The sequence below is a fragment of the Vibrio sp. Of7-15 genome (assembly GCF_022347565.1).
Taxonomy (GTDB): Bacteria; Pseudomonadota; Gammaproteobacteria; order Enterobacterales; family Vibrionaceae; genus NORP241.
On record NZ_JAKRGH010000011.1, the window covers coordinates 1 to 26300 of the forward strand.

Sequence of the window (26300 nt, forward strand, 5' to 3'; positions counted from 1 at the left end):
TTATGCGTACCTTTTGAACGCTACCGCCACTTGGCAAAGAACTGATTGGCCAAAATAATCTAAAAACCAATTCTAATTGACCAGCCTGAATTAAGCGAACCAAATAACCCACAGACAACACACTTTGTGAACAAAAACAAACGACTGCCAATAGTTGAAACTGAAAACAACGCCACTCAAAAATACGAATTTCACGGCTGGAATCTACGAACCATAACGCCAGAAACTCTCGCCTAAAAGCCATGAAATTAAAAACACCATTAAGCAGCGAGAACTAAGCTGAACCTTCGATAAGCCCCAAAAGAGAGCCTCTCATTTCAACAAATAAAAATGCTTCGTTTCTATCGTTGAACAGAGAGAAAGAATTCTGACTTAGGACGCATAACGCCCAATTAAGGGGTGAACAACGCCTCCGCCCAACCCTAAAGCATTGTGCAATAAACACTAAATTTGAAGTAGAAGCAAAAATGCCGAGCGTTGTGAATCCCTCTTAAATTGCTTGTTATGTGCTAGTTACAATCGAAAAACCAATATTTCCGTTTACCAAGGCTAAACAAATATACTGATACATTACCTGCCTCTGTGTAATTCTTAAGCCTTTCATTCGGTAACGTTGCCCATAACCAATCTAAGTCTACATTGATATCTTCTGGAATATGAGCTTCAATGAACTCTTGTTTATCTGTGAAGTCCTCTTTTGAAGCTATTCGCTCAAAAACTGGATACTGGCCACTAATTAATGGCCACTCATGGTCTTGCCAACAAGGTAAGGATGGAGTTTTATAGGTGATAGTCTTTGAGTCTTCTGTATCACTCTCAGCGCAATCGTTAGGTTCAATATCTAGTTCTATCAAAGCGCCAGAAGACAAACAAGAATCACAAATACACTCGATGTCAGTTTGCCCTGGGTACATTCCAGCGTCGAACCATATGCCTACTTTAAAACAAACTGAGCACTGTGTTGGCTCGTCAACCTTGAATGCAAAGTTCTCCGTATCAGAGAAAAACTCAAATTTCATTTGTACTCCTTCTGGCACATAACGCCCTGTTAAGGTGTGAGCAACGCAATACCGAAGCCCCTGCATACCACCTTAAACACTAAACGCGACGCATAGCAAAAATGCCAAGCGTTGCGAATCACTCTTAAACAGATTGTTATGTTTGTTGTTCAGCCTTTACTGCCCTCTCGCTTTCCAAGTTAGATAGATACACTTGAAGACCGATTTGCCCATCAAGAACTCTTGGGGAACTAGCTATGGTTTTTTTATAATCATAGGAATCTATTGGGTCTTCATAAGTTTCAGACCAACGCGCAAACTCAATAATTACAACAGCCGAGTTTGGTTCAATATTCTCAGAAGACTGAAGCATATGCTTCCCCGAAAAGTACCCAGGGTTGTTGAACTCATTGCTTTTTAGCAACTTATAAAATTCATGCCTCCACTGTTCCGCATTTTCATCACAGATTAACTTATACCTTTCTGTCTTTAAGTTTTTACGAAGGGCATAGAACCGCATTATATAACGAGCAGCAGTCAACCAATTGAGACGACTCGCTTTCGGAGGAGATACACTTTCACCATTGTCTGTAAGTGCCTTATAAGCACTTTCTAGCAAAGATATAGCATACTCGCTAAGCTCTTTGTCTTCTTGTATCTGAAAATCTAGCTGATTTTTCCTTTTAGAGTTTCGAAAACTCATCATCGATATTACCAAGGAAAATATTGCTATAACCGGAGTCACTACTTTAAATAGAATTTCAATATCCACTAATTTATCCCAATTTCGAGAAAAACATAACGCCTGCAATAAGGTGCGCCCCGCTGAACCAGCAAAGCACACTAAACTCCAAACCAAAATCGCCGAGTGTAACGCGTCACCTTGATTGCTTTGTTATACCAATTGTTCAAAGATCGAAGAGCCATCCTTTATTTCAACGCCATCTCCAGACTTACAAACTGTAAACACATGACTAATACAGGGTGTAACTTTTGATGATGAAAACATGCCATATTCATTTGGATGCTCAAACTCATAACTTATATGAATAGATTTTATTTTGTTTTCATTTGACAATTTTACTAAGCTTTTCTCTAACTCAGAATACTCATTTTCTTTATTTCTGGTTTGATTCATAGAATCAAAGTAGAATATAAAGCATTTTTCTAATATTTGTCCTTCTAACTCAACATCTATCTCATTTGTCATTGAGTTAGGTATAGTAAAATTCACTAGCTTATCATTGTTTTTTGCATGCGAAAGCACCTTAAAAACATTGAAATAAATCAGAGAGTCTCTTTTTTCTTCAGCTATTTTGTACAAAACATCACTTAATCCAGTGTGCGAACCATTTGTTGGTCTCGTATGTGGATTCTTGGTATACCCTACATACTCAACTCTACTATCTATACCTAAAGGTATATTTGTTTGCTCCAAAAAGTCATGAATGGGATAAGTAGTCAAATGCCCTGTCGAGTCTTTAATAGTGATGTATTTTTCTGTCAGAGTTAAATCTGGATTGCATATCATTTGTGTATTAACATCGACAAACTTGCACTTGATGCTTCTTTTTGCACCATGTTCACCAACCAGAAGATGTATTTTCGTGTTTTTTGTAAACGGATTATACGAAGGCTTTTTCTTAGTATTGAATCGAACTCTTTCTCTTGAGCAAATGAAATAAACAAAGCGCTTCTCTAAATGTTCCTCAACTTCTTTCTTGATTCTTTTTAAGTGATTAACTACTAGTTTTCGAGTATCAAAGTACTCTGCGACATCGTCTGGATTGACGACTAAGTCGTACCAATATCGATGGTACTTCTCAAGCTCTACGACCCATTCTTTTTCACAGTTTCTATACATTTCATTGTTAATAAAAGATGAGTACATTCCTCGATTCAAAGTCTGATCCTTTTATTTATTACGTGATTGGTATAACGCCTGCAATAAGGTGCCCCGCGCTAAACTAACAACACACACCGAACCTCGAACCAAAATCGCCGAGTGTAACGGGTCACCTTGATTGCCTTGTTATGTGCTGACACGATTGCATGCTTCAATTTCTATTGCTTTTAGATGCAGACAACGTTCAGTACCACTCAATGATAACAAGTTTGGACAGTTATACAGGTCTAAAACCTCAAGGTTAGTTAGTTTTTCGATACCCTTTAAAGATCCGAGCTTCCTTGATGTAAGGTATAACTTTTTGAGTCCAGACATTGCCGAAATAGCCTCTAAATTACTCTGAGGGTAATTTTGGATATTTAGATGTTCAACCGTAGAAAGGTCAAGCAACGAGCTTAAACCCTTAGACCACGTAACCTTAGCTACTTTTAATTTTGAAAACGATGAAAAATCAACTTTCTGAGCCGACTTATATTGCAAACCAATGACCTCTAATTGCGGCAGTGATTCAATGATCTTTACACCTTTGGACTCCCAGCAATAAAGTTCTAAGCTTCTTAAGAAAGCCAACTTTGAAAGAAATGAAAGATCATGTCCTTTGAACCCGAATGAATCAGATAGTCTTAGTGCAAAAATACCGTGTTCTTGCATGTAACATGCGTAATCATCACTCCATGCACCTTTTAATATGAGAACTTTCTCGATTCCATTCTCATCATTCCTTAATTCAAAGTTATTCATAACCCCTCTTTAGCACATAACATTAACTATATGACTGAGATCCGTATATATCTCTGATTTGGGGAGATATACGGATTAAAACCATATATACCGAACTCAGACCAAGACAAAGAAAACAGCCATAAATATATTTTTAATTGTACAGACAAATAAATGAGGGCTAAACAATGCACATCAAAAAAACCGGCATTCCGTAAATTATTTATCTATCTGGCGTAAGTTCCCTCTTGATCGAGTTCTTAAAGGCGAGTTTTTATACAAGTATCGTCAACTATTCGAACTGAATGGCCTTTTATCAAGACTGATTCATAATCTGTGAAGTCAATTCCGTGATGAACAAACACCACTACCTTCTATAGATACAATCAGTAAATACTGACCTTCCCTATCACTAAGTCATCAAGACAACTTCACCCCACGTTATTAAATGGAAAGTGTTTACAAGGAAGAATCAATGAACAAACCAAAAAAAGTCATTATCGATACTGACATGGGCTGGGACGATGTACTCTCCCTACTCTATTTAATGAAAAACCCTACCATTGAAATCATCGGTATAACGGTCACAGGATGTGGAGAAACCGACTTACGCTGGGGGACAATCATTGCAAAAACTCTGATGGAATTGGGCAATCAAACTCAAGTTAGCGTGTGTGTCGGAGCCAGCTCGCCCTTAGAGTGTTCACACGTTTTCCCACAAGCATTTAAAAATGACATGAACGATATGATGGGGTTACTCGGCACTTTAAATCCCAAAACAAACATAAACATTGACGATCGCCCTGCGTGGCAATACCTCGCTGAGACACTGAGCCGAACCGACGAAAATATTACATTACTCTCTTTAGGTGGCTTTACGAACATTGCCAAAATGTTGGAACAATACCCAGATACAAACATCGGCAAAATTGAAGCCATTTACGCAATGGCAGGCGCAGTGTATGTTGATGGTAACGTCGATTTATTAAACAACGCACAACCCGATTGGGGGCAAGGAGCCATTTACGCCACTAACCATGCTGCCGAATGGAACGTATTTATTGATCCGTTAGCTGCAAAAATGGTGTTTGAATCGTCAATTTCTCTCACCCTAATTCCACTCGATGCCTGTAATCACGTTATATTAGGTCCGAGTTACGTTGGTAAAATCACCGCTTCCGATCCCATTGCTACCCTTGCCAAAAACATCTTTAAAAAGAAAATTGGCGCTAGCAACGAAGGGATCCCTGTGCCTATTTTCGATCCACTAGCGACGGTGATCATGACAAAAGGCATCAAAAATATTCAGCAAAGCTCGCAATTTTTGGGTGTTAATATTACAGACTCTGAACACAATAATCAGTGCGGTAACACTTTTGTTGTCCCTACTGGTTCAAGGCGTATTTCAATTGTTCAAGGAGTGTCTCAATTTGAGTTCGCAGAGCATTATTCCAGTGTCCTCAACAGTGAAGTTTTACGCTGATGTTATTGCGTATCAACGTCATTCATTAAAAGACGTAGCGAAAGAATGCGCCTAATGCATGATACCCTTTTCTCAAATAGCGTTCTTTAATAGAAAATGTTTACCCTCATCAAACAGTTTGTTGAGGGCTTTGTTTGGTATCTATTTGAACTTTTGAAATAGAAAATCCAAAAACAGCCGAAGCCTCTTTGGTTGATATTGCCTACTTTGATATATCACATTCAAATCTGCACCAGCCGAAGATGTTGCCGTGTTAAAGTTCTTCATATACCCATCCAAAACGGTAACTAAACGTTGATGCTCAATGTCTTCTTTCACATCTAAAATCGACTTTAAAGCAATGCCAGCGCCATCCAATGCCCACTGGCGGATCACTTCTCCATCATCAGCAAAGCGCTTAGGTGCCAGTGTTATCGTGCTGTGCTGATCATCATCTTGAAAGTGCCAGGTTTTCAGCTCTTCATTACTGCGCACCATGGCTAAACAATCGTGATTGACCAACTCTTGCGGGGTCATCGGCGTCCCTTTTCTCGCCAAATATTCAGGAGAGGCACACAACACGCGCTTGCTCAATGCCAGCTTCCGCGAAATAAGGTTACTGTCAGCCAACTCTCCGTAACGAATCACAAGGTCTAACCCAGACTCAGCCAAGTTCGAGAGATTGTCATTAAGATAAAGGTAAGGAACCACATCAGGGTATTTTTCAGCAAACTCCGACAAGATAGGCGCAATGTATTGCTTGCCGATGTCTCGCGGAGCAGACACTTTCAGTGTGCCACGGACTTCATGAGTCCCTGTGTGTAACAAATTTTCTGTTTCTTTTACGCTATCAATAATTTCCAAACAAGCTTGATGGTACAAAGATCCGGCATCAGTCAAGGAAAGGTGACGAGTACTCCGGTTAAGCAGTTTTACCCCGTAACGATCTTCTAATGCCTTTAGCCTTGCAGTCACTGTTGCAGGGGATAAACCTAACTCTCTGCCTGCCGCCGCAAGACCTTGGTTTTTAACGATGCTAACGAACAGCGTCATGTCTGCAAATTTGTCCACATTCCCTCCTCACTTCTTCATTCTTCATTCTTCAGCTTATCTAAATAATCAATTCATATATTACTCAATTATCAAATCAAACCTAAACAATATACTGGCTTCATCAATACAAGATTGAATGAAATCAGTAAATCAAAAAACAACGCAACCACTGAGCGAAGGAAACAACGATGAACAAACTATTTGAATCAACGCAATTAAAACAATTAACGCTTCACAATCGAGTGGTGATGGCACCAATGACTCGCGCACGCACAACTCAACCGGGTAACATTCCGAACCAAATGATGGCAACCTATTATCAACAAAGAGCCAGTGCCGGACTCATCATTTCAGAAGCAACACAGATCTCTGATGACTCTCAAGGCTACTCTTTCACGCCCGGAGGATACACAGATGAACAAGTGGCAGGTTGGAAAATGGTCACTCAAGCGGCAAAAAAGCAAGGTGCCGCAATGTTTTGTCAACTTTGGCATGTTGGGCGAGTATCTCATCCACATTTTCAACAAGGGAAATTACCTATCGCCCCTTCCGCACTGGCTCCTGTCGAAACTCAAGTGTGGATTGCCGATAAACATGGTAATGGCAGCATGGTCGACTGTGTTAAGCCAAGAGCTATGCTCCAGACTGACATTAATCGAGTAATTAAAGATTTTGCAACGACAGCCCAACGCGCCATTGAAGCTGGTTTTGATGGCGTTGAAATTCATGCTGGTAATGGATACCTGATTGATCAGTTCCTACGCACAAACTCTAACCACCGCACGGATCATTACGGCGGCCTTCGTGAAAACCGTATCCGCTTTTTATTAGAAGTGGTCGATGCTGTGATCAATGAAATCGGTGCGAATAAAGTTGGTGTCCGACTCGCCCCATTCATCACCTTCAAAGACATGAACTGTCCCGATATCGTACCGACAATGATAGAGGCTTCTCAGCAACTTCAAGCCCGCGATATTGCTTATCTTCATTTGTCTGAAGCCGATTGGGACGACGCACCTGTTATTCCTGAAAGCTTTCGAGTTGAGCTGCGCCAACACTTCACCAATACCATTATCGTAGCTGGGAGTTACACCCAACAACGCGCTAATGAAATATTGGAAAAAGGTTATGCGGATTTGATTGCGTTTGGACGTCCGTTTGTTTCCAATCCCGATTTAGTTTCCCGTTTGAAACATAATCAACCATTAACAGCACTAGATAGCTCAACGCTATTTGGTGGTAACGAACGGGGCTACATCGATTACCCAACATTAAATTCACCGTCATCAACCCAATAAAAAACCAATCGAATGCCCAAGATTGCCACTTTAGAGACCTAACAAAAAATCACCACAATAATGAGCTATTGTGGTGATTTTAACTAAGTTAGGCACGAAAAGAGCCAAGTGAAGCAGCTGAAATTAGCCCAAACTCAAATTAGTTGTAGCTGTAGTCTATGGAGTCCATTTTTAGCGGATCATTTTTAGGCTTCTCTAAACGAAGTTCTCGCAACTTGTTTAAACCTTCATTACTGATCCCCCCCGTATAAACTTTTGTGCCATCTGGGTTAGTTATTGATGTTTCACCTACATTCCAAGTACGGAAGAAATCACTTAAATCGTAACCTGAAACATATGAGCTGCATAACATCATCAAATCAGCACCCGACAACCCCGTGGCGCGAGAATCACAATAATTGCTCCCTTTGTCACCCTGTTTGTCGCCGCGTGCTTTACGATGCATTAACTTAAACATGTTCCAACCTTCATCAGCGCCATAAATAGATGACTTTTTAGAAGAGTCAGCATACCAATCGTCAATGGCGAAATTTGACTCTGCCCATACTTTAAGCTGGCCGAACATGACAAGGCGCATGCCAGCATTCCCATGAGACCAAGCATGTCCATCATTGGCACTTAACCACCTTGGCGCTTTCTTGATATCGAAAATAATACGATCCATACGAGGGTTTTCATTACGCCCTTCCAGCTCTTGCATGTATAGAGCCAGTAGGTTGTTCGTAACTTCAGTACTGCCCGGAGCCAAGAAAGGGGCTGACGCTAAGTTGTGGCCAACTTCATGCCACAGCAACCAGTCATTTAATGCATTCGTAGGCACGGTGGTCTTCTCTGCATTAAAGCCCGTATTCATAACAGGGTAACCAGAATGAGCCGCACCAATGGAAATTTGCACGTCATTAACAAAACGATGACGGAATTCTTCAAGCGAAGAAGACGTAAAACGGCGATGTAACCCATTTTCGCTCACTTCATCACGGCCATAGAAATCACTCGCGGCTTCAGCAAAACGGTTCATGTCAGCAGCAAATTTGTTGAGATCCATCGTTCTCACGTTGTTTATGGCGGTGGTGTAGATGAACGATCCCGTGTCGACTTCGGCAATTGGCGCTGCGGCGGACTCAGGAGTGTGAACCCATTTGCCTTCTTTCCACCACGCCGCTTTTTCTACGCCCTGTAAGTCATAAGTGACTTCACCCAACTCCTTCACTTTAGGCTGAATGTAGATTAAACCGCCATAAGGCGCGCTAAACGTTAAGCTAGAGCCGTCATAACGGTAGCTGGTTTGCATACGTGGCGGGCGTTTTAGACTGGTTTCATGTTTTGGTTTCCCAGTCAGATCATCTGCCATCATGACGGTGATGGTGGCTGCTACCCCATTACTTACCGTTACCTTTTGTAATTGAGGTGCCCAGAAACCGGTAGATTGGTTGTTACCTGCTGAGTAAGTAACCGCATTACCGTTAGTTTGAATAGTGGCAGAGCCGTTGGAAGTCGTACCGACTGTACGTCCGGGATACATCGTCGTATCAACGGTAATGTCATGATCCCAGTAAGAGCGACCAAGCATAATCCGAGTGAGCGGTTTCTCCATGTAGTTTAGCGGATAGCTTGGGTTCAATTGACCATTAAGTTCGCCTTGGCCATGAATCATACCATGGCGAACAAGGGATGCCTTTAGGTTCGCTGGGCATTGCGCTTCTACAGCGTCAGTCTGATGTTGGCCGTCGGTGTAACAGTTTAAGAACTGAACCGCTTGCTTGAAACCAAGTTCATCTTGAACATCGATTTCGAAACGGTATGGGTTATCATTCCACATCCATATTGATAAGTTATCGTAGATCTGGTTTAGCTCAACTGCGGGTAAGCGCTTACCTTGTGCACCTTTGCTACGGTAATAGATCTCATGATCGTATAACGCAGTAAAGTTTGAGCCAAGGTTGGCCGATTTCACCATGGACTCAATAACGTCTTTGCTCACTTCATAACGATCAAAATCAGGACGATGGTAGTTACCACGAACGGTATACCCATGGCCTGGACGTGTTTCAATACAGTTGAACTCGTATTCGTATTTATTGCTGCACACTGGTGCCCCTTCAAACGCGGCTTGCAGCTCAGCAATAGCGGCTTCACGTTCTTCAGGAGAGTCAACGAAGATACGGGCATGCTTAGTGACCATGACCGACTGACCATCGCCATCGAGTTCACGCTTTTCATAAGTTGGGATTTCGAACTTGATCTTGGTTTCATCTTTGATCCATTCAACGCTACCATCTTGGTTTACGGTGAAAGGTTGCTCGCCCTCATGATCTTGGAATCGCTCAAGAACCACCATCTCCTTTTCGCTTTTAACATGTAGGTTTGGATACATACTTTGGCAATAGTATGAAGATCCACAGAAGGCTTGGCTTGTTGGCGTCACATTCTCTCCACCCACCGATATACCCGCTGCATCAGCTAAGCGACCAATAGGCTCAGGGTTCAATGTTGGGATGGCATCCATAAACAGCACGCTACCACCTTCATCAACGTATTTAATGAGGGCTGTGATGTCGTCTTGGCTAAGATTTGGAGAACTTAAGTCAGAGATAAATTGATTGGTTCGGCCATCTTTTACTACCTTAGGTGGGTAAGCTTGTAAAATTAAGATTGGCGTATCGGAAGCTGAAATAGAAGATAACCCGCTGTTACCTAATTTTACGACCTCACCAAAGCCATATTCTGAACTGATAAAGAAGTCATATTGTTGCCCTAGCTCGGATTGGTGCTTGGCAGCATAGGCAACATCAATGTTTGTCGCCACTTTCAGCCCTTTCGTTGACGCTCCGTTATTAAACCACTGAAAGAGATTGGAGAAGAACTGCTTCATGCTGCCCTTATCGTCATGCAGTTCGTTTTCAGTGTTCTGTATGGTGCAGCTTTTAGCAGAGCTATCTATTCGAAGTCCACGGTTCGCCCAATAGCTATTAGGGCATGACAGAATACTTGGGTACAGGCCGTTGCCCATAAAGACGACTTTGCCTGAGCCTATTTCACCAGCTGTCACGAATGGGAGCCCGAACGTTACAGTGTCTTTAGAAACAACTGGGATATCAGGCATAACAACCCCAGGCCACTCCGCGATGTATGGTTTTCCTTCACGAGTCCATGCTTGCTGCTCACCGATATTGATTTCACGGTTTTTATCTGCACGCGCCATCATCACAGGAAACGCTCGATTAGAGATGTTTAACGCCCGCATACCACGTGTATAACCCGTTGAACCGTAGAAACTGCCATTGTCATTAAATACATGAAATGTTTCAACATTACGGAAAATTTGATTGAGCGATTCCGTCACGTATTGGCCGTTATGTTGAGCTAAAGCGACTGGTTGACGCATTGAGCGACTATATACCGCGGGTTGGCGTAGTTCACCGTCAATTTCTGCGGTTAAACCGTTCTGAAATTGCGCTTCAAATTCATTAGGCAACTCAAAATTAGAGCCAACTAACCTACTGCCATTAGGTAATGAAACATTGATCAGTTCATTGATAAGGTTCGGGTATTTTGCGAACGTGTTTTGAACTTTTTCAGTAATAACAAGACGGTCTGAGCGACGATCGGCATAACGCTCAACCAAAGCCTGTATGTTCGCTTGTGTTACGGTATTATCAGTCACATCCGTTATTTTGTAGCTAACCTGATTACCCGTTATTTTCCCAAATTCAAACGTATCAATGCCAAATGTTATGGCATCACCCCATAGGTATTCAAACTCCCCATTCTCATCAGTGATCCCGCTAGCGTTGCTAGAAAAGAAACTCACCCCTGAAATAGGCACACCGTTAATGTCAGTGAGCTTAGTTCGCGTGAGAACCTTAGCTTCGGGTGAAGGTTTATAAGCATAAGTCGCTTCCGCCGCCGCAGAAACAAAATTCGAATTCAGGTTGTTATTCGCATCAGGATCAACAACCGGGACAACCGTATCATCAACGTGAGAGCTAGGGGCATTACCGACCTCATCGGTTGACTTTTCTTTCACTGATATTAAATATGCATCCACTTCGGCATCATCTGAGAGGTGTTGATAGACCTCTTCAATATCAAAAGCATCCATATCTTGAAGACAGATGGCATCATCCGTTTCGCAAGAATCTACCGATTGCAACACTTTAGTGGCATTTTGGCCATGCTGAGTGACAAGATCAAATGACACAGAAGTTTTGTCATTAAAAGCTTGGATACGATTTTCACTTGGGAAAGAAGCAGTAAATTGGCCAAGCTCGATATGGCCTAAGTTACAACTGAAAGTCGCCCCTTGCATCACTTCGAAGGTGCCGTTGTTTACACGAGCACCATTACAATCAACCTCTCCAGTAACAACCTTACCTGATGTTAAGAGCGTGCCCGTATAAGTTGTAGGAGAAGTGCCGCCTGTCGGTGGGTTTAGATCATCTCCGGTAGGGGTTGAATCCTTGTCATTACAACCAGTTACGGCAAGCGATACCAATGTGATTAAAACTAGCTTTTTACTCATTAACTTATAATTCTCATAATACAATGATGTTCAGGGTTTAAATGCAATATGTCAGACAAATTATATCTACCTATCCTTTCAAATAATAAAAGTACGTTCATTTTAACGATGTTTAGAGCAGATCTGGATTGAGGATCACTGTTTATCTTACGTCGCTTCCATTAGCACGAACTCGATGGCTGTCCACTCCCTTCATAAACAAAATCTATCCACCCCTTGAAAGCGTGATCAATTAAAAGCAGCGACGGTGGTGAAAACAGTGAAAAATGAGAAAGTTAACTTTAATAACTTCAGTGACTGTGACTGATTATATACAGAATTCCTCAAAGCACAGAGTGACAACGTCACATAATCTTGTGTTATATTGATTTATCGTAAAATAGAGCCAGAATTTACTCTCATCTCCCACATTTTAAAATTCTTAATATTGAAACAATAAGTTTCCTTTCACAGACATAAATTTCTAACCTGCATCATTTTCATTAATAACAGTAAGTTATAAACAATTCACTACTCGATAAAAGAGTAGCCTTCCAACAAAGAACACTGTTTAAGCAGTTTTTAATTACCACTTCAAATGAAAATCATTTGCATATGGGTATTCTGAGACTACGCTTTTATTAAGTAACTTGATGTGTATTGTTGTGCAGAGTGGATGAGAAACCACTCACAGAAGAACACCTAACTTTAACGTAATCATTTAAAGGAATTGCTATGAGTAACTCTACTCCCCTACGAAGAAACGGTATTGGTACGGATACAGCTGTTTATGCACCACTAATGGAAGAAAGATACACGTCGGCAACCAGAACATTCAGTAAAGTGGAAGATATCTCTGAACTAAAAAGAACTTCAGGCGCCACAGATCACACATGGCTTGTCTTCACTGAAACCGTTTCATGGCCAGGTCCAGAATATAGACTTGTTGGCGGGCCAGCTGAAATTCCTGCCCGATTAGGGATCAGAGGGATACCGTTCGATCAAGTTAAAGTTGATATCAAAGAAGCATTCCAGCTAGCCGCTGATTTGCTCCACAGAACAAATTGTGGCGATAAGTTTGTAGGTTCTATTGACTTATATTGGCCGCTGACGGCACCAGGGTTATGCCCAGAGCCAAACTATGTATTTACAACAAATTGTGACGCCGTCATCTCGGTGGGTGCCTTTACTGGAAACGTCCACTTCAATTAAAGATGGTTTCTAGTAGCAACAGAGATCATGCATCTTGTCGTTAATTATCGCCCAGAAGCAGGCTGATGCTTGTTTCTGGGCACAGCTACAATACAAAAATACGCGAATGACTACACAGCTATATCAGCGAGAAATTAGCGCACAAGAATATCATTAACCTGGTAATGGGCGATGTTACTAATGATACTTTCCCATCCACCTTTCACCAGTGATTCTGCGTTTGCTTGCAGTGCAGAAGCAACCTTGCCATTAAAGTGTGCATTTAGTGCCTCTTGATTTGAGAAGAAATCAACAATCGCAAATTTACCTTCGCCTAAGTCCAAAGCGAACCAATGTAGTGTGCCTGGCTCAGTTTCCGCAACAATAGACTTTGCACTTTTAAGAAGAGCATTTAGCTCACCTTTTTTATCTTCTTTAGCTTCAAAATAGATAACACTCGCCAATGTCGGCACTTGGTTAACGTCTACAGTGTGGTTTTCGGCCAGAATATGTGAATCTTGAATGTTTGGTAATACGCCTTGCTCCCAGCCGTTGACGATCAGCGCTTTAGCTTGTGCTGATAAAGCTTTAGGTACTTCACCCTCAAAGTGCGCTTGCTGCGCTTCTTCACTGCTAAAGGTGTCGAAAATCACCGATTGATTTGGATTGGTTTGGCTGGTAATCGATGCCCAAAACAGCGTATCAGGCTCTGTTGTTTCTACCAGTTTTACACCTTGTGACAGAAAGTGAATTAACGGTTCTGCTTTGTCTTGGTTCGCTTGTAAAGTAATGATATTGGCTTTTGTCATCTCTTTATCCTCACTGGCTTGAGTGAAAGTCATTGGTACTAACGTTAATGCGATAGCGCAGCATGTTGTTATAAGTGGTTTCATGTTAGTGCTCACCTTTAATTTCAAGCAAGGCCTTGTTGGCATGCTTCTAGGGGATTTGTATTCATCTTGTTATCTACTGTTATTGCTAAGAAGTGATGCAAGTATATTTATCTACATTTGAATAAAAACAGAGTAAAACTAGAAAGACTGTTCTAGTAAAACGAACAATTATTTTTAAGCATGATTAGGCATAAAACCCAATATACAACCAATTTAACAAGGTTTTTTACTACGGCTGTGGAAAGTAACTCGATAACAAAAAACTACAGATGATTAAATACTGGGTTTATTGCACAAAATTCACTCCAGCACCCGATTTATGAACAATTGAGCTTAGATCAGTCTCGGCATGGTGCTGCGATAATGGTGATAAAATTTGCTCGTACATGAACAGCAGAGCAGCTAAAAAGACACCTTGAATTCATGGCTTATTTCAACACCCCTTAGCACACATGATATTTTTTTGCGACTCACTACTAATTTTTTTGAAATAGAACCTCATTACACCAGACCGGAACCATACAATATGTGACATATATCCACATTGTATGCATAGCGATGTTGATATCAATTTTTTTGTATGTAACCTTCTGGCACTAAGATTATGCGTTACAACTTGCGTAAGTAATAAATAGAATAAATCAATACGTAATTTTTAATATAACCATTCCAATTCAAACAATGGAATTTAAAAGAATAATAACCTTTATCCAATATAGGAGGTGCGACAACATTATATTTGAATAATATATTATCTAAATGCCCCCCCTGATGAGTGAATTACCTCAGGGCATAATTATTAAGACTCAATAAAAGTCTAGTTAATTTTAGAGTACATGATTACATATATTTACAACATCTCTTGTTAATATTTTTAATTCATGCCTTTATTACGCTTGCTTTATAATTCTGCTTATCTCTTTTAATTCACCCAAGAACCCAAGAGATATAAATAATAAAAAGAATAATTAAGAAGCCTTACATTTAGCTAAAAACATAAAAACAACAAGCCATATGTTATTTCATTGACAATTAAATCTACCTTACTTGTAGCTTTATTAGAAATGTAATTTCTTAAATAAAATTCATTATGAAAATATTACTTTGTCCATCATGAGCTAGATGACTTTTCTTTTCTAGCTTTACCTTATTGATGATGAAGCTAATATTTTATAGGACAAAACATGAAAAAGCAGTTAATTGCCGTACTTGTTTCATCTCTTATCGGCGCAGAGGCCCTAAGCTTGGCTCATGCCTCGCCCGCACCTGTTATGACCATCAGTACCGCTGATGCGATATCCAGCTTCACTTACTCACCACGCGACTTTTTAAACCAATATACCGTGGATGTGATTGAGTTAATCAAAAATGGCGGACTACCGACCCAAGGCCAAGTCAGGCTGGAAACTGCCCCACAAGGATTCAAACTTAGGTATGCCGAAACACCCGCTGTGGATACGATGTCGGCATATTTCCTCGGTTTTAATGGCCGTACAAACCCTATCCCCGCCTATGTAGACGTACCGAAACAGGTTGCTGAGGGCACTTTATTGCTTACTGGCTCCTTGACTGGGTGCTCTGTGGTTGTCACTGAGCTGAACGACACACATTATCGTGTTTTCCACGACGGTCGAGTCGGTAGCTCAGTTTTATATGACAATGTGGTCATGGCCGTAGACTACGCCGATTATCAAGGACAAGGTGTATCAGATGAGGTAGCCGGTGCCTATATGATTTTCAAAGACGGTCAATGGCAGTTGATGCTCCAACGTCAGGAGCAAATTCCTCATCCAGAGAATCCTTTGCTGACAACTTGGGTAAAACGTAAAGGCGCTAAAGGTGATGCATGGATTCAGCGCCCTGACACCATTGACGACCAAGCCAGAATTGAAGCTTTTCGTCAGGAAAGAACACAGGCTCAGGGACGTTTGCTCAAAGACGCTAAAGCTCTAGGACTTTCCGTTGAGCATATACCTCAAGATCAAGACTACCAAACGGGAAGCTCCCTAAAAGTCGATGAAAACCTCGCCTTAGTACAATGGCAAGATCTCAGAAATGCTCTTAAACAAAAAACCGATGAGGAACTTGCCCCTTTACTTGAACGTAAGTCATTACTATTTAAAAAGCTTGACCAAGCAACAGGTGAACGAAAGCAGCATGTGCAGGCACAAATTGATGCTATTAATGCAACCAAAGCGTTTTATCAACATAGCTATCTGGATGGTATTGAAAAAAGCATCGACATGGATCGTTTGTGGTTATGGTTGGAGAAAAAAGACCGTGAGGGCATAGCGTCTGTGATTGCTATCGATGCCAATCTCAAGGCCAGCCCTAATCAGCGATTGGTGGATCAGTACAATACCCAGAAACAAGCCTTAGAAAGCCTAAAAGGACAACGCGGGGAAGACTATCAGTTCGGTAAAACGAACAGCCAAGATATTGAAATACCAGGCTACAGTCAGGGCATGAAAACCCTAGACATGATTAGCCTGATGTTTGATGAGAACCACCACTTGAACTTTAAGCAAAAAGGCGCGCTGGTGGCTCATATCAAGCAACAATTCCAGCAAGATACGATGCGCTTTGCGTTAGATAAAAGTGCCGAAGTCAGTAACTATATGACAGCTAAAGGCGCTTTTGTTACCCAACTTGTGCCACAAGATTTTATATTACTGGGTCGGCCTGGGCGCTGTTTACCATTGTCCCGTGTGATGGCGACAGCGATAGCACAAAAAGGTGGACCTGGAGCGAGCGAGTTTGCATCCGTGCTATTCGATGCGGCAGCCAACCCAGATTCCCAAACCGCGCACAATGTGTATAACACTGTGGGACATTTGCACTCAAATACCGACGCTGGCCTAGCAGAGTCAGACGAAGGGCGCATGAGTATCAAGCAAATTGTATCAAACCTAGAAATTGAGTCCCTAGCAAATGGCAGCAGTAAATTCATGCTGATGAATACCCAAGCTCATACGATGTTGGTGGGTAAAAGACATTCAGAAGGCAACATAAGTTATTTCTACTACGACCCTAACTTTGCGGTGTTCCGGTTTGATACCCCAAAAGCATTGAAGGCGTCTTTGCAGGAACATTTAGTAAAGAACAAATTTGCGCGTTTTTATGATGCCTATGGCAATACAAGTCAGCCGGAATTTGCTATGCGTTTACTAGACACTGCACAGATGGCAGAAGTACGTTTAAGCACAGGGCTTAGCGTGCAAGATCTGGCGAGCCCAAGCGAACGAGTGGCAAATGTAACAACTGCAGACAATGCCGCCCGCCTAGCCCAAACCAGCGACAGTTTATCCACTGATTTACAGCTAAAATCGGCCCTAAGTGTATTACAGGGAGCAAACTTAGCTCAGGATTTTTTTGCTGCGGCACAAGATTTATACCGTAGCAATAATCTAGACCACTCTTGGATCCCTGTGTTTGAAAACATAGAGCAAACACAAAGCGGTAAGTACCGTATTCCTCTGATACACAGTGAAGACAGTCGTGAAATCAGTGTGTTAACTTCAGACGAAAGAATTTGGAAATTCAAGCATTATTACGAAGATGTCCTAGGTAAGTTGAAAAAGAGCTACAGCTTTAGCGAGGGTGAATTAAACCGCCTTCCAAGTATTAGCGATGTAGAGCATGTGGACGGCTTGAATGCTGCGTTTGCGGTACAGGCCATTCTTTCTTGGTTTAATAACCACAGCCGCACAGCCGCAGCTGACGATGCCCTGCCCCAAGGATTAAACAAAGCGCTGGAAGTACACACCTACATTAACTTAGCTCAAATCGCTCACGGCACCGTAATGGATGCCAGTAAGATAGTCGGTTTATATCGCGCCGCCCTACAAGAAGGTCGAAGCGTGACTAGCTCTACCCTGTCTGCGGTGGGGCACGTTGCCAATGAAGGTATCGGTCTTGGGTTAGGGTTTGCCTCTGTGGTATTGGACTCTTATGAGCTGGCTCATGCACAAAATGACGTGCAAAAAGCCGTCTTTGGTACTCAGTTAGCCTTTGATTCTGCGTCTTTCGTTACTGGCGCCGCTGGCATAGGTGCAGGCCTTGCCGGAGCAGGAACCGCCAGTGCCGTGCTAGGCGGTGCAGGCGTCATTCTCGGCGGGCTTGCAGTCGGTTTTACAGCTTTAGCGCAGGCCTTTGGTGAAGTAGCAGAAGATGCCAAAGCCGTCGGTCGTTACTTCGCTGCAGTAGACTCGGCTTATCATAGCGGTGGTTACACTCTGGTGGATAAAACCCTAGATGATGGCAGCCGATATCACGCCCTTGAACCCAAAGATGGTGCAGTGATCAACCAAATAGATCTTCAAGCCGGCCTGGTAAGTTTTGATGGTCAATACATCTACCGTACCCACCACGGCAGCACAGGTTCTGGCGAGATTAACTATTTTTTCTGGGCCGGTGATTTCCCAAGGGTGATCAGAGATAAATCCCAAGCGATCAATGTCCGATCGGGGATTGGCTATGACGACATTGCGAGCATTAACGCCAGTGATAGAGCGTTGATCTTACCTGCTACTCCAAAATCGTACATCAGTTATGAGTATCAGATCCTGCCAGGGTCAACCACACGTAATGATTCAGGCTTTAATGTGATTCGTCGCCTGGAAGAGGATTATAGGTTTGATTATGACTTTTACGTATTTCCTTCTGAATACACCATACGCAAGATCACTCAAGAGTATGTGCACACCAATATCAATGTGAATCTGGATGAGCAAAATCGTCAAATCCTAATGCGTAAGCTGGGCAGAGAATTAAGTGGTAAATTACATTATGCCTTTAACGGTAAGGGTGGTGAATATCATATCAGTCTGCAATCGGGAGCCAGCCTTTCTTTGAATGTAACCTCACGCAGGGACAGAGGTACTCGCTGGATTCTGGATGCACGCCAGTTATCATCAGATCACCTTGAAATCACACGTGATCACCTCAATATTGGTGGCGTTAGAGTCAACCTGCCAGGGCTATCTTGGGGCAGCATCGCGGTGATCAACAAGCATAATGAGGTAATGATTGTTGACCCAGAAAGTAGCAGCTACCAAGTAACGTCAGAAGATGCCTCTTCTTGGCAAGATGCAGAACAATTGCACCAACATATCCAGTCTGAAGTGGCTCAGCATCATCTGGAAAGCGATTTTGTGGCCGTTGAGAACTTTGTGCCTCAAGATCAGGCTCACTCTGTTGGCCTTGCTTACTATCAGGTTGATAAACAGAGATTTATTTATACCCCGTCGCCCTCTCACAGCGATTTTCTAAGTGATGCCAAGCTAGTGGCACAGAAAGATGATCTTGCTTGGTTTAACAAAGACAACCAAGTGTGGTTGGTGAATATCGCCGAGTCACGTATTGTCGCTCAGTACCGCGCCTTCGGTTGGGACTACGCCCATGGCAATGCGACTAGTCAAGTATGGCAAGAAAATCAGCGCCTCTATTGGTCGATTGAGCAACAAACTAACTCTGGTCATCCGCCTAAATGGACCTATGTATTGGACAAAAACAGCATGAAGTTGGCCGATGTAAACGGCGACATTCAATTGCTCGATAACTTAATGTCTGACACCGCATCGAATCACACCGGTACTAGCTCTTTCTTCCAGCATTTCCAAGCTGGCGTAGGTGGTGAAGTTAACCTTAGAGCAGACAGCTGGATAGATGCAGACCTAAGCGACGTCATTTCTGTTTCGGCCAATAAAGAAGGACAAAAACACAGGTACTGGGTTCTAGTAGGACAATCAGATGAATTAGGCGTGTTCAAAGCCAACTTGAGCAATCAGCCTGATGATCTGATCCTTGCCTTGGTTCAAAACAAGGGAGAGCCAGACCAAAGCTACTTCTTCTATTCCCATAGCCAACAGAATTTATATCACCAAGCGAGTAACGGTGCCCAAGCTAGCTTGATTGCTTTGCCTGAATCCAGCGGTGGTTTAAATAAGGTATTGAATAACCAAAATCAGCTGTTTGCCATTGCCAACGATCACACCCTGTGGCTCGCTGAACAAAGTGCCAAATTGGCTGGGGTAACATCCCATTGGCTACAGAACAACCACCAGCAGGTACTGGCGCAACTAAAGGCTTTAAGTGACAATCAATTCGCTAAGCTTGCTCAGCTTGTACTGCTCGGTGTTAAAGACAGCCAAGGACAAGCGGTAAATCTATGGTACGACAATAAATCCGCGACTCTGATCAGAACTGGTAGCAACCTCAATGGTAAACACTTAAGCCTACTGGGCCTAACTTCAGACCACAAATGGGCTTGGCTATACAATCAAGATGATGCCAGCCTATATCGTCAGGCCGTCGTAACGGATGATCTAGTACTGGACGAAAACCTAGTCTTACAAGGTGACGTTGCCGACGCTGAGCAATTTACGACGCTGGCAGGTGAATTAACCAACGCTTCTTGGCAAGGACAGTCTCTACAACTACTCACCCGTGATGGCCTAGTGGTTGAGTTAAGCGTTAATGCCGCCCCTGAGGACAAGCCGATACTCAGAGGCGTAACCTTGGAGTGGCAAAATGCACACCTTAATCGCAGCAAAGCCATCAAAGCGCTAGAAAGCGAGTATCAGCTACCACAGCAGATCCGTCTGCTGGGTTCAGATCCGAGTTGGTATTTACGTAATTCCGGACGTACAGTTACGGCGCTAGGGCTGGATGCCGATCATAGCCTGACTTACTTAGGACAAAGCATTGACGGTGGCGACTATGTGTTTGATGTCGATGATCAAGTGCTGTATCTGCAACACTTGAGCGACCACTCGCCATTAGGGTATTTCTCTATGGCACTCACCGAAGGAGGAAACAATTTAGTGTTGCAAGGCCGTAAAGGCGATAAGATCCAAACTCTGCCGAGAATCAAGGGAGTACGTTCTTTATTATGGAGTGGCAATAGTAACGACTATCGTTATGCCTTGGAAGCAAAAGACCTTGATCACTATCAGCAGGTGTTGATTCAAAGCCGTAGAATTGGTGAGACGCTGGAATTAGCACTAAAAAATCCAGACGCTTTGTTTTTACAACGAAGAGGGGAAGATCTAGCACTGTACGATCCTGAATCCCAAACCAGCATCCTGATTCAACAAGTTGATACCGCGGCACTGACCAACAAAATGAAGTTGAGCACTTCTCTAGGAGAGGAATACTTGTATAACATAATGATGCAAGTGGATCGTCTATCAACAACACCTGGTGAAATCATCACCTATGGGCAGCTGAACTAAATCATCCACCTAGCTTAAACTCTCATGGCCAATCTATTTACACAGATTGGCCTAATAACCCATACCTTACCAATTTAACGATACTAAACGCCCCCTGCTTTAGTGATCCCTTACCTGAAAACATTATTAAAAGCCGTCTCTTCCCCACAAAAAAAGATTGAAATCATTTAACAACGACCAAGGTCTACTACGCTGAATTATGTGAATTTTAAAATGGAGCAATACATAAATGTATGATTTTTTGGTGCGAGATTTCAGTAGTGATTCTGGGTACATGAAGAAAACGTCTCTTAATGGCGCTTTGCCTAGAAGTCAGGAGGAATCCTATGTCCCTTGGGGAATGACGTTAGATTCCCAAGTGGTTTACGCAAAAACTGGCGAGCATGTCGGGTTTAATGCAGGACGCGGAAAGTACAGGTTAAAATCTTATGATAATAACGTCAGTCAAGAGCGTCGTGCCGAAGCTCAGTCGGTACTGGGCGTATTAGCTCTCAATACTCCTGAATACACCGCGCAAGCCGTCGATAAAGTGTCTGCTGGAGTGAAACTTTACTTACAGTCGCACCGCCGTAATGATTCAGACAATGTCGCTGAACTCGTCAAAGCTCAAATTGGTCACTACTTTTTCACTGGCGGTCGCATGGGGTTTGGGCGGATCAGTGAAGACAAAGCCAAAGAGATGTCAGCGGATGTTATTTGGGACAAATTAATGCTGGCTTTAGATCAAGGCGCATTAGAGCAAAAACTGGCCATTCATGATGCTGTTGGACGTAAGATCCTTCCTAAACTCAAAGGGCCAGAGGAAAGAAAATATGACGTTTTAGCCAACTCAGTACGAGAAACTTGGTTCGATGATAAACGTTACCGAGGACGCCGTGCCAAAGCCGGAGGACCAGCCCAAGCCAATGCAATTGGTGGTATTATGTCAGCTTCATCTCAAAACGTGGTTGATGCAGTGAGCCAAAGCCGAAATCGAGGTGTGGACATGTTTGAACGAGATCCAAACCGAGAGGCACACGCCACTGCTGATGACTTTTATGATGATGCAGATGTTCGTAATTTACTGTTTGGCGCAGGTATTTCGGGGACGACAGGCACCTTATTACAAGCTGCCTGTGCTTTTGGTGGCTTACACACATGGAGCAGCGAGCTCGCAAAACAATATATGTTGGCTGTTGTGGGCTATTTAATTGGTGGAGGTATGCACAGCTTTCATGAGTCGATGGTCATCGCTCAAAAAGCAGGCATTGTGAATTATAACCCTGGTTCCTACGTGGAAGTGTTGCCGACCTCTTTCTTACACAGTGCTCAGGGCAAAGCCTGGGCTGCGAAGTACTATGATATCTCTATCTTAGGTGCCATTCACTGGCGTTATAATTCAGGCACGCTACCTTCTCATATTCAACGTAGCTTAGTATCCGATTAAATCGCCATTAACAACCTTGTTGACGCGCTTCGTGAGGAATCCTGACTTATCACTGGCTCGTCAACTTACTCCGTTTATTTTCTTTAGAGACAATAGTAGCTCACCGCTCCACCAGCGGCACTTCAATATGCGAATGCTTTCGAGCCGTGAAAGCATTTGCACCATCATTTAATAGCTTCACCTTCTTATTGAGCTTTCAAAAGCTCGGAGCAATGCGATGACATTTACCTACACAGCACGACTTCAAAAATACCTTATTCGCTGGCTCAGTTCACATACATAACTCTGAGTGATACTATTTATAAACTCAACTACATGTATCAATACCTTCTTAATGAATAAGATCATCAATGACTCAAAATACCGCATCTATACCTAAAGAGACTCTTTCTAATTCACAACTCGACTCTTCAGAACCGCAACACAACGAAATAGTGAATGACACTGCACCAAACAAACCCTCTAACTCAATGACCATTCGAGCTCCGCGCTCTCCATGGTGGGAGTTTTTTCTCCACTTCTCGACATTCGGTGTTTACACTTGCTTCTGGCTCGTGGCCCGAGTAAAAGAAGTGAAACAATTATCAAACCAACCTTTAAAACCATGGTTATGGTTCTTTGTTCCTAATTTCATTTTCATTCAACCTTTTGCTTTACACAAGCTCAAAGGAATTCTTCTGCAAATTGAAAAAGAGCACAATATTCACTATCCAGAGAACTATTCCACCCTCTGGATGCTCGCCGTCACCATACTTTCAGCGTCGTTTTGGGTACACACGAATTACGATCTACCAAGCTGGTTAACACTTGTTGGCTGGGTGGTATGGTCTGCCCTTTTTTGCGTACTCGGCCAACGTCTGAACGGTATTAAGAAAAAATTAACCAATGTCGACTTTAAAGGAAAGCCATCTGGATATGCTTTTTGGGAGTGGTTAATCGTCATTCCATTCTTTCCAATAGTTTTGTGCTCGCTGCTCTATATTTCTATCGCCCCTTATACGGTTGAAGAAATCAGTTCATTACCGGATCAAACTGTCTATACCGACCCGGATAACCAATTTCAACTAACAATACACGGTGAGGGTTGGCGTGAAGTCGAAATCGGAACGTTCTCAGATGGTAGCGCTGAGCTGGAGCTAGCAGGTACTGGGCAAGAGTCTTCTTTTATCGTATTCAAAACTGACAATCAAACGACCTTAAATGGAGTGATCAAGTACAGACTTAACGAGATTCAAGCTGAATGGCCCAATAGCCAATGCCGTGAAGAAAGAAACTTAATTGAATCCAAACTCAACGTCATTGCCTATGTCATTTGTGAAGAAAAAGATACGCATGACTATTACTTAAACACGGTGACGGTTTTCGAAAATGGCGACGACCGTTATGAGCTGTTTGGCTCTCTAAGTGCCCGCAAACATTCATACCCTGAAAAAGCTAATAATTTCAAAAAAATAGCGAAGGAGTTCCAACCGCTATGAAGAAGATAATCTCGTGTTTTTTCCCTATACTTACCGCATTCACGCTGACAGGCAACGCGCTAGCGGCTGACACGATTCACTGGAAGCTTTCTGAGTCGGGTGAACTGTTTGATGTGGCACGCACGTACCAAAACCAAAATGAACAGCCCGATGAAGTCACACAAGTGTTGCGCTCAACCGATGTTCACTTCACAGATGATCATGTTATTCATCACGTAAAGTCCATCTGGTTTTACCCGAGTTCACGTGACATTGAAAATCATGGCGACCACTCGATTTATTTCAATGAGAAAATCGAAAATCTAACGCTTTTATCCGTTGCCTCAATTGATAAAAGCGGGGGAGTTAAGTCAATAAATCCTTCTTCACTACAAATACTGGATACCGATAACTCCCGTAGCTTTAGCGATACTAAAGAAGTGGTTCTGACCATTCCAGGACTAACAGGCGGAAGTTTAGCGGTAATCGAGTATGAGATTGTTCGCGATCACTCTAAACAAGAAACTGACTGGTCTCAGGTTTTCTTCACACAAAGCGGTTATCCAATACAGAAGTTTGATTTGGCCATCAGCTGGACAACGTCGCAACAACTTTATTGGTCATCAAACAGCAATGATGTGGAATGTAAAGAAACAGATCATCGACTTCAGTGCTCCGGTGCCGACATCCCCGTATTCAAAAATGACAACAACATATACTGGCGTGATCATATTGGCCAAGTATCCATTGGAGAATCGCAAGACTGGCAACAGGTTATTGAGACTTCAGATAATGCAATGAATAGTGCCTTATCTGATACGGCTGGCGTCGATGAGTTACTTAAAAAGATCATTTCTGACACCGAAGACATTAATGACAAAATCCACCGCATTCATGAATTTGTTGCCAGAAACATCCGTTATGTATCCATGTCAGAACTTGGGCATACAATTACCCCCCATAGTGTCGCTTCAATCATCAAAAACCGATACGGTGATTGTAAAGACAAGTCTATTTTGCTCCATGAGTTATTACGGCGTATTGGGATTGAGTCGTACCCTGTTTTAGTCGCAACAGATAGAACAGATCCAAGCGAGTTGATCCTACCGACATTGAGTTATTTTGATCATATTGTGATGTGCTTTGACCATCGAGGGCAGCAATACTGTTTAGATGCCACCGATCAAGACACACATTGGAAATACACCCCCGCTTGGATCCAAAACAGTGTTTCGTTAACTCTAAAACCGAATCAAAAACCATCGACAATCGCGAACAGTCAATTCCGCTGGAAAATGGATGTCGATACCCGGATCTCATTTAATAAAGAAGGTGGGCAAACAGAAGCACAAGAACGTAAATTCTACGGTGAATATGCGGCGTCTATGCGTAACTTACTTCTTGATAAAACATCCGCAGATCGAGAGAAATGGCTGACCAAAGAATACCATGATGAAGTATCGACTTACGCTGATCCTCTGTTTGATATTGTTGAGTTGCCTAAAATGAAACCAGAGCTGGTGATCTCCTCTAATGCAGACATAAAGCCTTTTCTTGATACCACAAGTGATTTAACTTACGAAGAAAATGACGCATGGATTAAAGACGAACTTGAAATCATGCGTTTGCAAAATGATCATTACGATGAGCACTTCTCAGGTCTGAAAGTCCAATCCAAGTTCGAATATGATACTAATGGAATTTGGACAATCACCAATATTCCTCCCAATCTAGATTTTGTGCACCAATTCGGTTCCATGAATCGCCATGCAGAACTGACAAAAAATGGCAAACTGGTCATCACAACAGATCTGGCGATAGCTGAGCAAACCATCAAGCAAAACCAGATTGAGTCATTTAATGCGTTTCTAGATTTACTGAACCGTGAATCTTTAATTCGATTTAATGGCAAGCTGACCAAGAAAACCAACCAATAAAAACACGAAAAGTTCACCCAAAGTGACATTTTAGAGATCAATAAGTGCAATGTGGTTAATTTGGCTTATTGATCTCGACGGCTCAGTGACCAAAAAATGCATATACATTGTATTAAATAATACTTCACCAAACTAAACAAAGGTCCAATCTTCCAACCCTTATATTCCCAATGCACGGCAATCATTCTAATACAATGGAACATTGGCGCGATTTGAATGCACA

At 42.4% G+C, this 26300-nt stretch carries 15 protein-coding genes; 7 read left to right on the forward strand and 8 right to left on the reverse strand.

Going from position 1 to position 26300, the window contains the following annotated elements; genetic code table 11:
* From MHO82_RS13145 to MHO82_RS13170, 5 genes are all read right to left on the reverse strand, one after another.
* Window positions 1-244, reverse strand: a 244-nt coding sequence (locus MHO82_RS13145) for a hypothetical protein (RefSeq protein WP_239184412.1), incomplete at its 3' end; no start/stop codon positions are given.
* 265 nt (window positions 245-509) lie between these two features.
* Window positions 510-1019 (reverse strand): CbrC family protein, encoded by a 510-nt coding sequence (locus MHO82_RS13150; protein ID WP_025818674.1) that lies wholly within the window; start codon window positions 1017-1019, stop codon window positions 510-512.
* A gap of 136 nt (window positions 1020-1155) precedes the next feature.
* Window positions 1156-1770: a hypothetical protein gene (locus tag MHO82_RS13160; RefSeq protein WP_176311043.1), complete on the reverse strand. Its 615-nt coding sequence runs from the start codon at window positions 1768-1770 to the stop codon at window positions 1156-1158.
* A 123-nt stretch (window positions 1771-1893) separates the two neighbouring features.
* Window positions 1894-2901, reverse strand: a complete 1008-nt coding sequence (locus MHO82_RS13165) for a hypothetical protein (protein ID WP_239184413.1) — start codon at window positions 2899-2901, stop codon at window positions 1894-1896.
* Window positions 2902-3030: 129 nt separating this feature from the next.
* Window positions 3031-3645, reverse strand: a complete 615-nt coding sequence (locus tag MHO82_RS13170; RefSeq protein ID WP_239184414.1) for a leucine-rich repeat domain-containing protein — start codon at window positions 3643-3645, stop codon at window positions 3031-3033.
* A 454-nt stretch (window positions 3646-4099) separates the two neighbouring features.
* Between MHO82_RS13170 and MHO82_RS13175 the strand changes: the two genes are divergently transcribed.
* Entirely contained in the window at window positions 4100-5107 is a 1008-nt protein-coding gene (locus MHO82_RS13175; RefSeq protein WP_239184415.1) for a nucleoside hydrolase, read from the forward strand.
* Between the two features lie 141 nt (window positions 5108-5248).
* Here the strand turns inward: MHO82_RS13175 and MHO82_RS13180 are convergent, their stop codons facing one another.
* On the reverse strand, window positions 5249-6157 hold the full coding sequence (locus MHO82_RS13180; protein WP_239184416.1) for a LysR family transcriptional regulator: 909 nt from the start codon (window positions 6155-6157) through the stop codon (window positions 5249-5251).
* Between the two features lie 170 nt (window positions 6158-6327).
* On the opposite strand from MHO82_RS13180, the gene MHO82_RS13185 reads away from it, so the two are divergent.
* Window positions 6328-7437 (forward strand): alkene reductase, encoded by a 1110-nt coding sequence (locus MHO82_RS13185; protein ID WP_239184417.1) that lies wholly within the window; start codon window positions 6328-6330, stop codon window positions 7435-7437.
* A gap of 139 nt (window positions 7438-7576) precedes the next feature.
* On the opposite strand, the gene MHO82_RS13190 is transcribed toward MHO82_RS13185, so the two are convergent.
* Window positions 7577-11959, reverse strand: coding sequence for an SslE/AcfD family lipoprotein zinc metalloprotease (locus tag MHO82_RS13190; protein WP_239184418.1), 4383 nt, complete (start codon window positions 11957-11959; stop codon window positions 7577-7579).
* Between the two features lie 714 nt (window positions 11960-12673).
* Here MHO82_RS13190 and MHO82_RS13195 point away from each other — a divergent pair.
* Window positions 12674-13150, forward strand: coding sequence for a hypothetical protein (locus tag MHO82_RS13195; protein WP_239184419.1), 477 nt, complete (start codon window positions 12674-12676; stop codon window positions 13148-13150).
* Between the two features lie 134 nt (window positions 13151-13284).
* On the opposite strand, the gene MHO82_RS13200 is transcribed toward MHO82_RS13195, so the two are convergent.
* Window positions 13285-14022: an antibiotic biosynthesis monooxygenase gene (locus tag MHO82_RS13200; protein ID WP_239184420.1), complete on the reverse strand. Its 738-nt coding sequence runs from the start codon at window positions 14020-14022 to the stop codon at window positions 13285-13287.
* 1184 nt (window positions 14023-15206) lie between these two features.
* On the opposite strand from MHO82_RS13200, the gene MHO82_RS13205 reads away from it, so the two are divergent.
* The 4 genes from MHO82_RS13205 (at window position 15207) to MHO82_RS13220 (ending at window position 26077) form a co-directional block, all read left to right on the forward strand.
* Complete coding sequence (locus tag MHO82_RS13205; protein ID WP_239184421.1) at window positions 15207-21257, forward strand: TcdA/TcdB pore-forming domain-containing protein; 6051 nt, start codon at window positions 15207-15209, stop codon at window positions 21255-21257.
* Between the two features lie 229 nt (window positions 21258-21486).
* Window positions 21487-22683: a hypothetical protein gene (locus MHO82_RS13210; RefSeq protein WP_239184422.1), complete on the forward strand. Its 1197-nt coding sequence runs from the start codon at window positions 21487-21489 to the stop codon at window positions 22681-22683.
* Between the two features lie 350 nt (window positions 22684-23033).
* Complete coding sequence (locus tag MHO82_RS13215) at window positions 23034-24161, forward strand: hypothetical protein (RefSeq protein WP_239184423.1); 1128 nt, start codon at window positions 23034-23036, stop codon at window positions 24159-24161.
* Complete coding sequence (locus MHO82_RS13220; protein ID WP_239184424.1) at window positions 24158-26077, forward strand: DUF3857 domain-containing protein; 1920 nt, start codon at window positions 24158-24160, stop codon at window positions 26075-26077. The genes MHO82_RS13215 and MHO82_RS13220 overlap by 4 nt, the downstream gene beginning before the upstream one ends.
* Window positions 26078-26300: the final 223 nt, after the last annotated feature.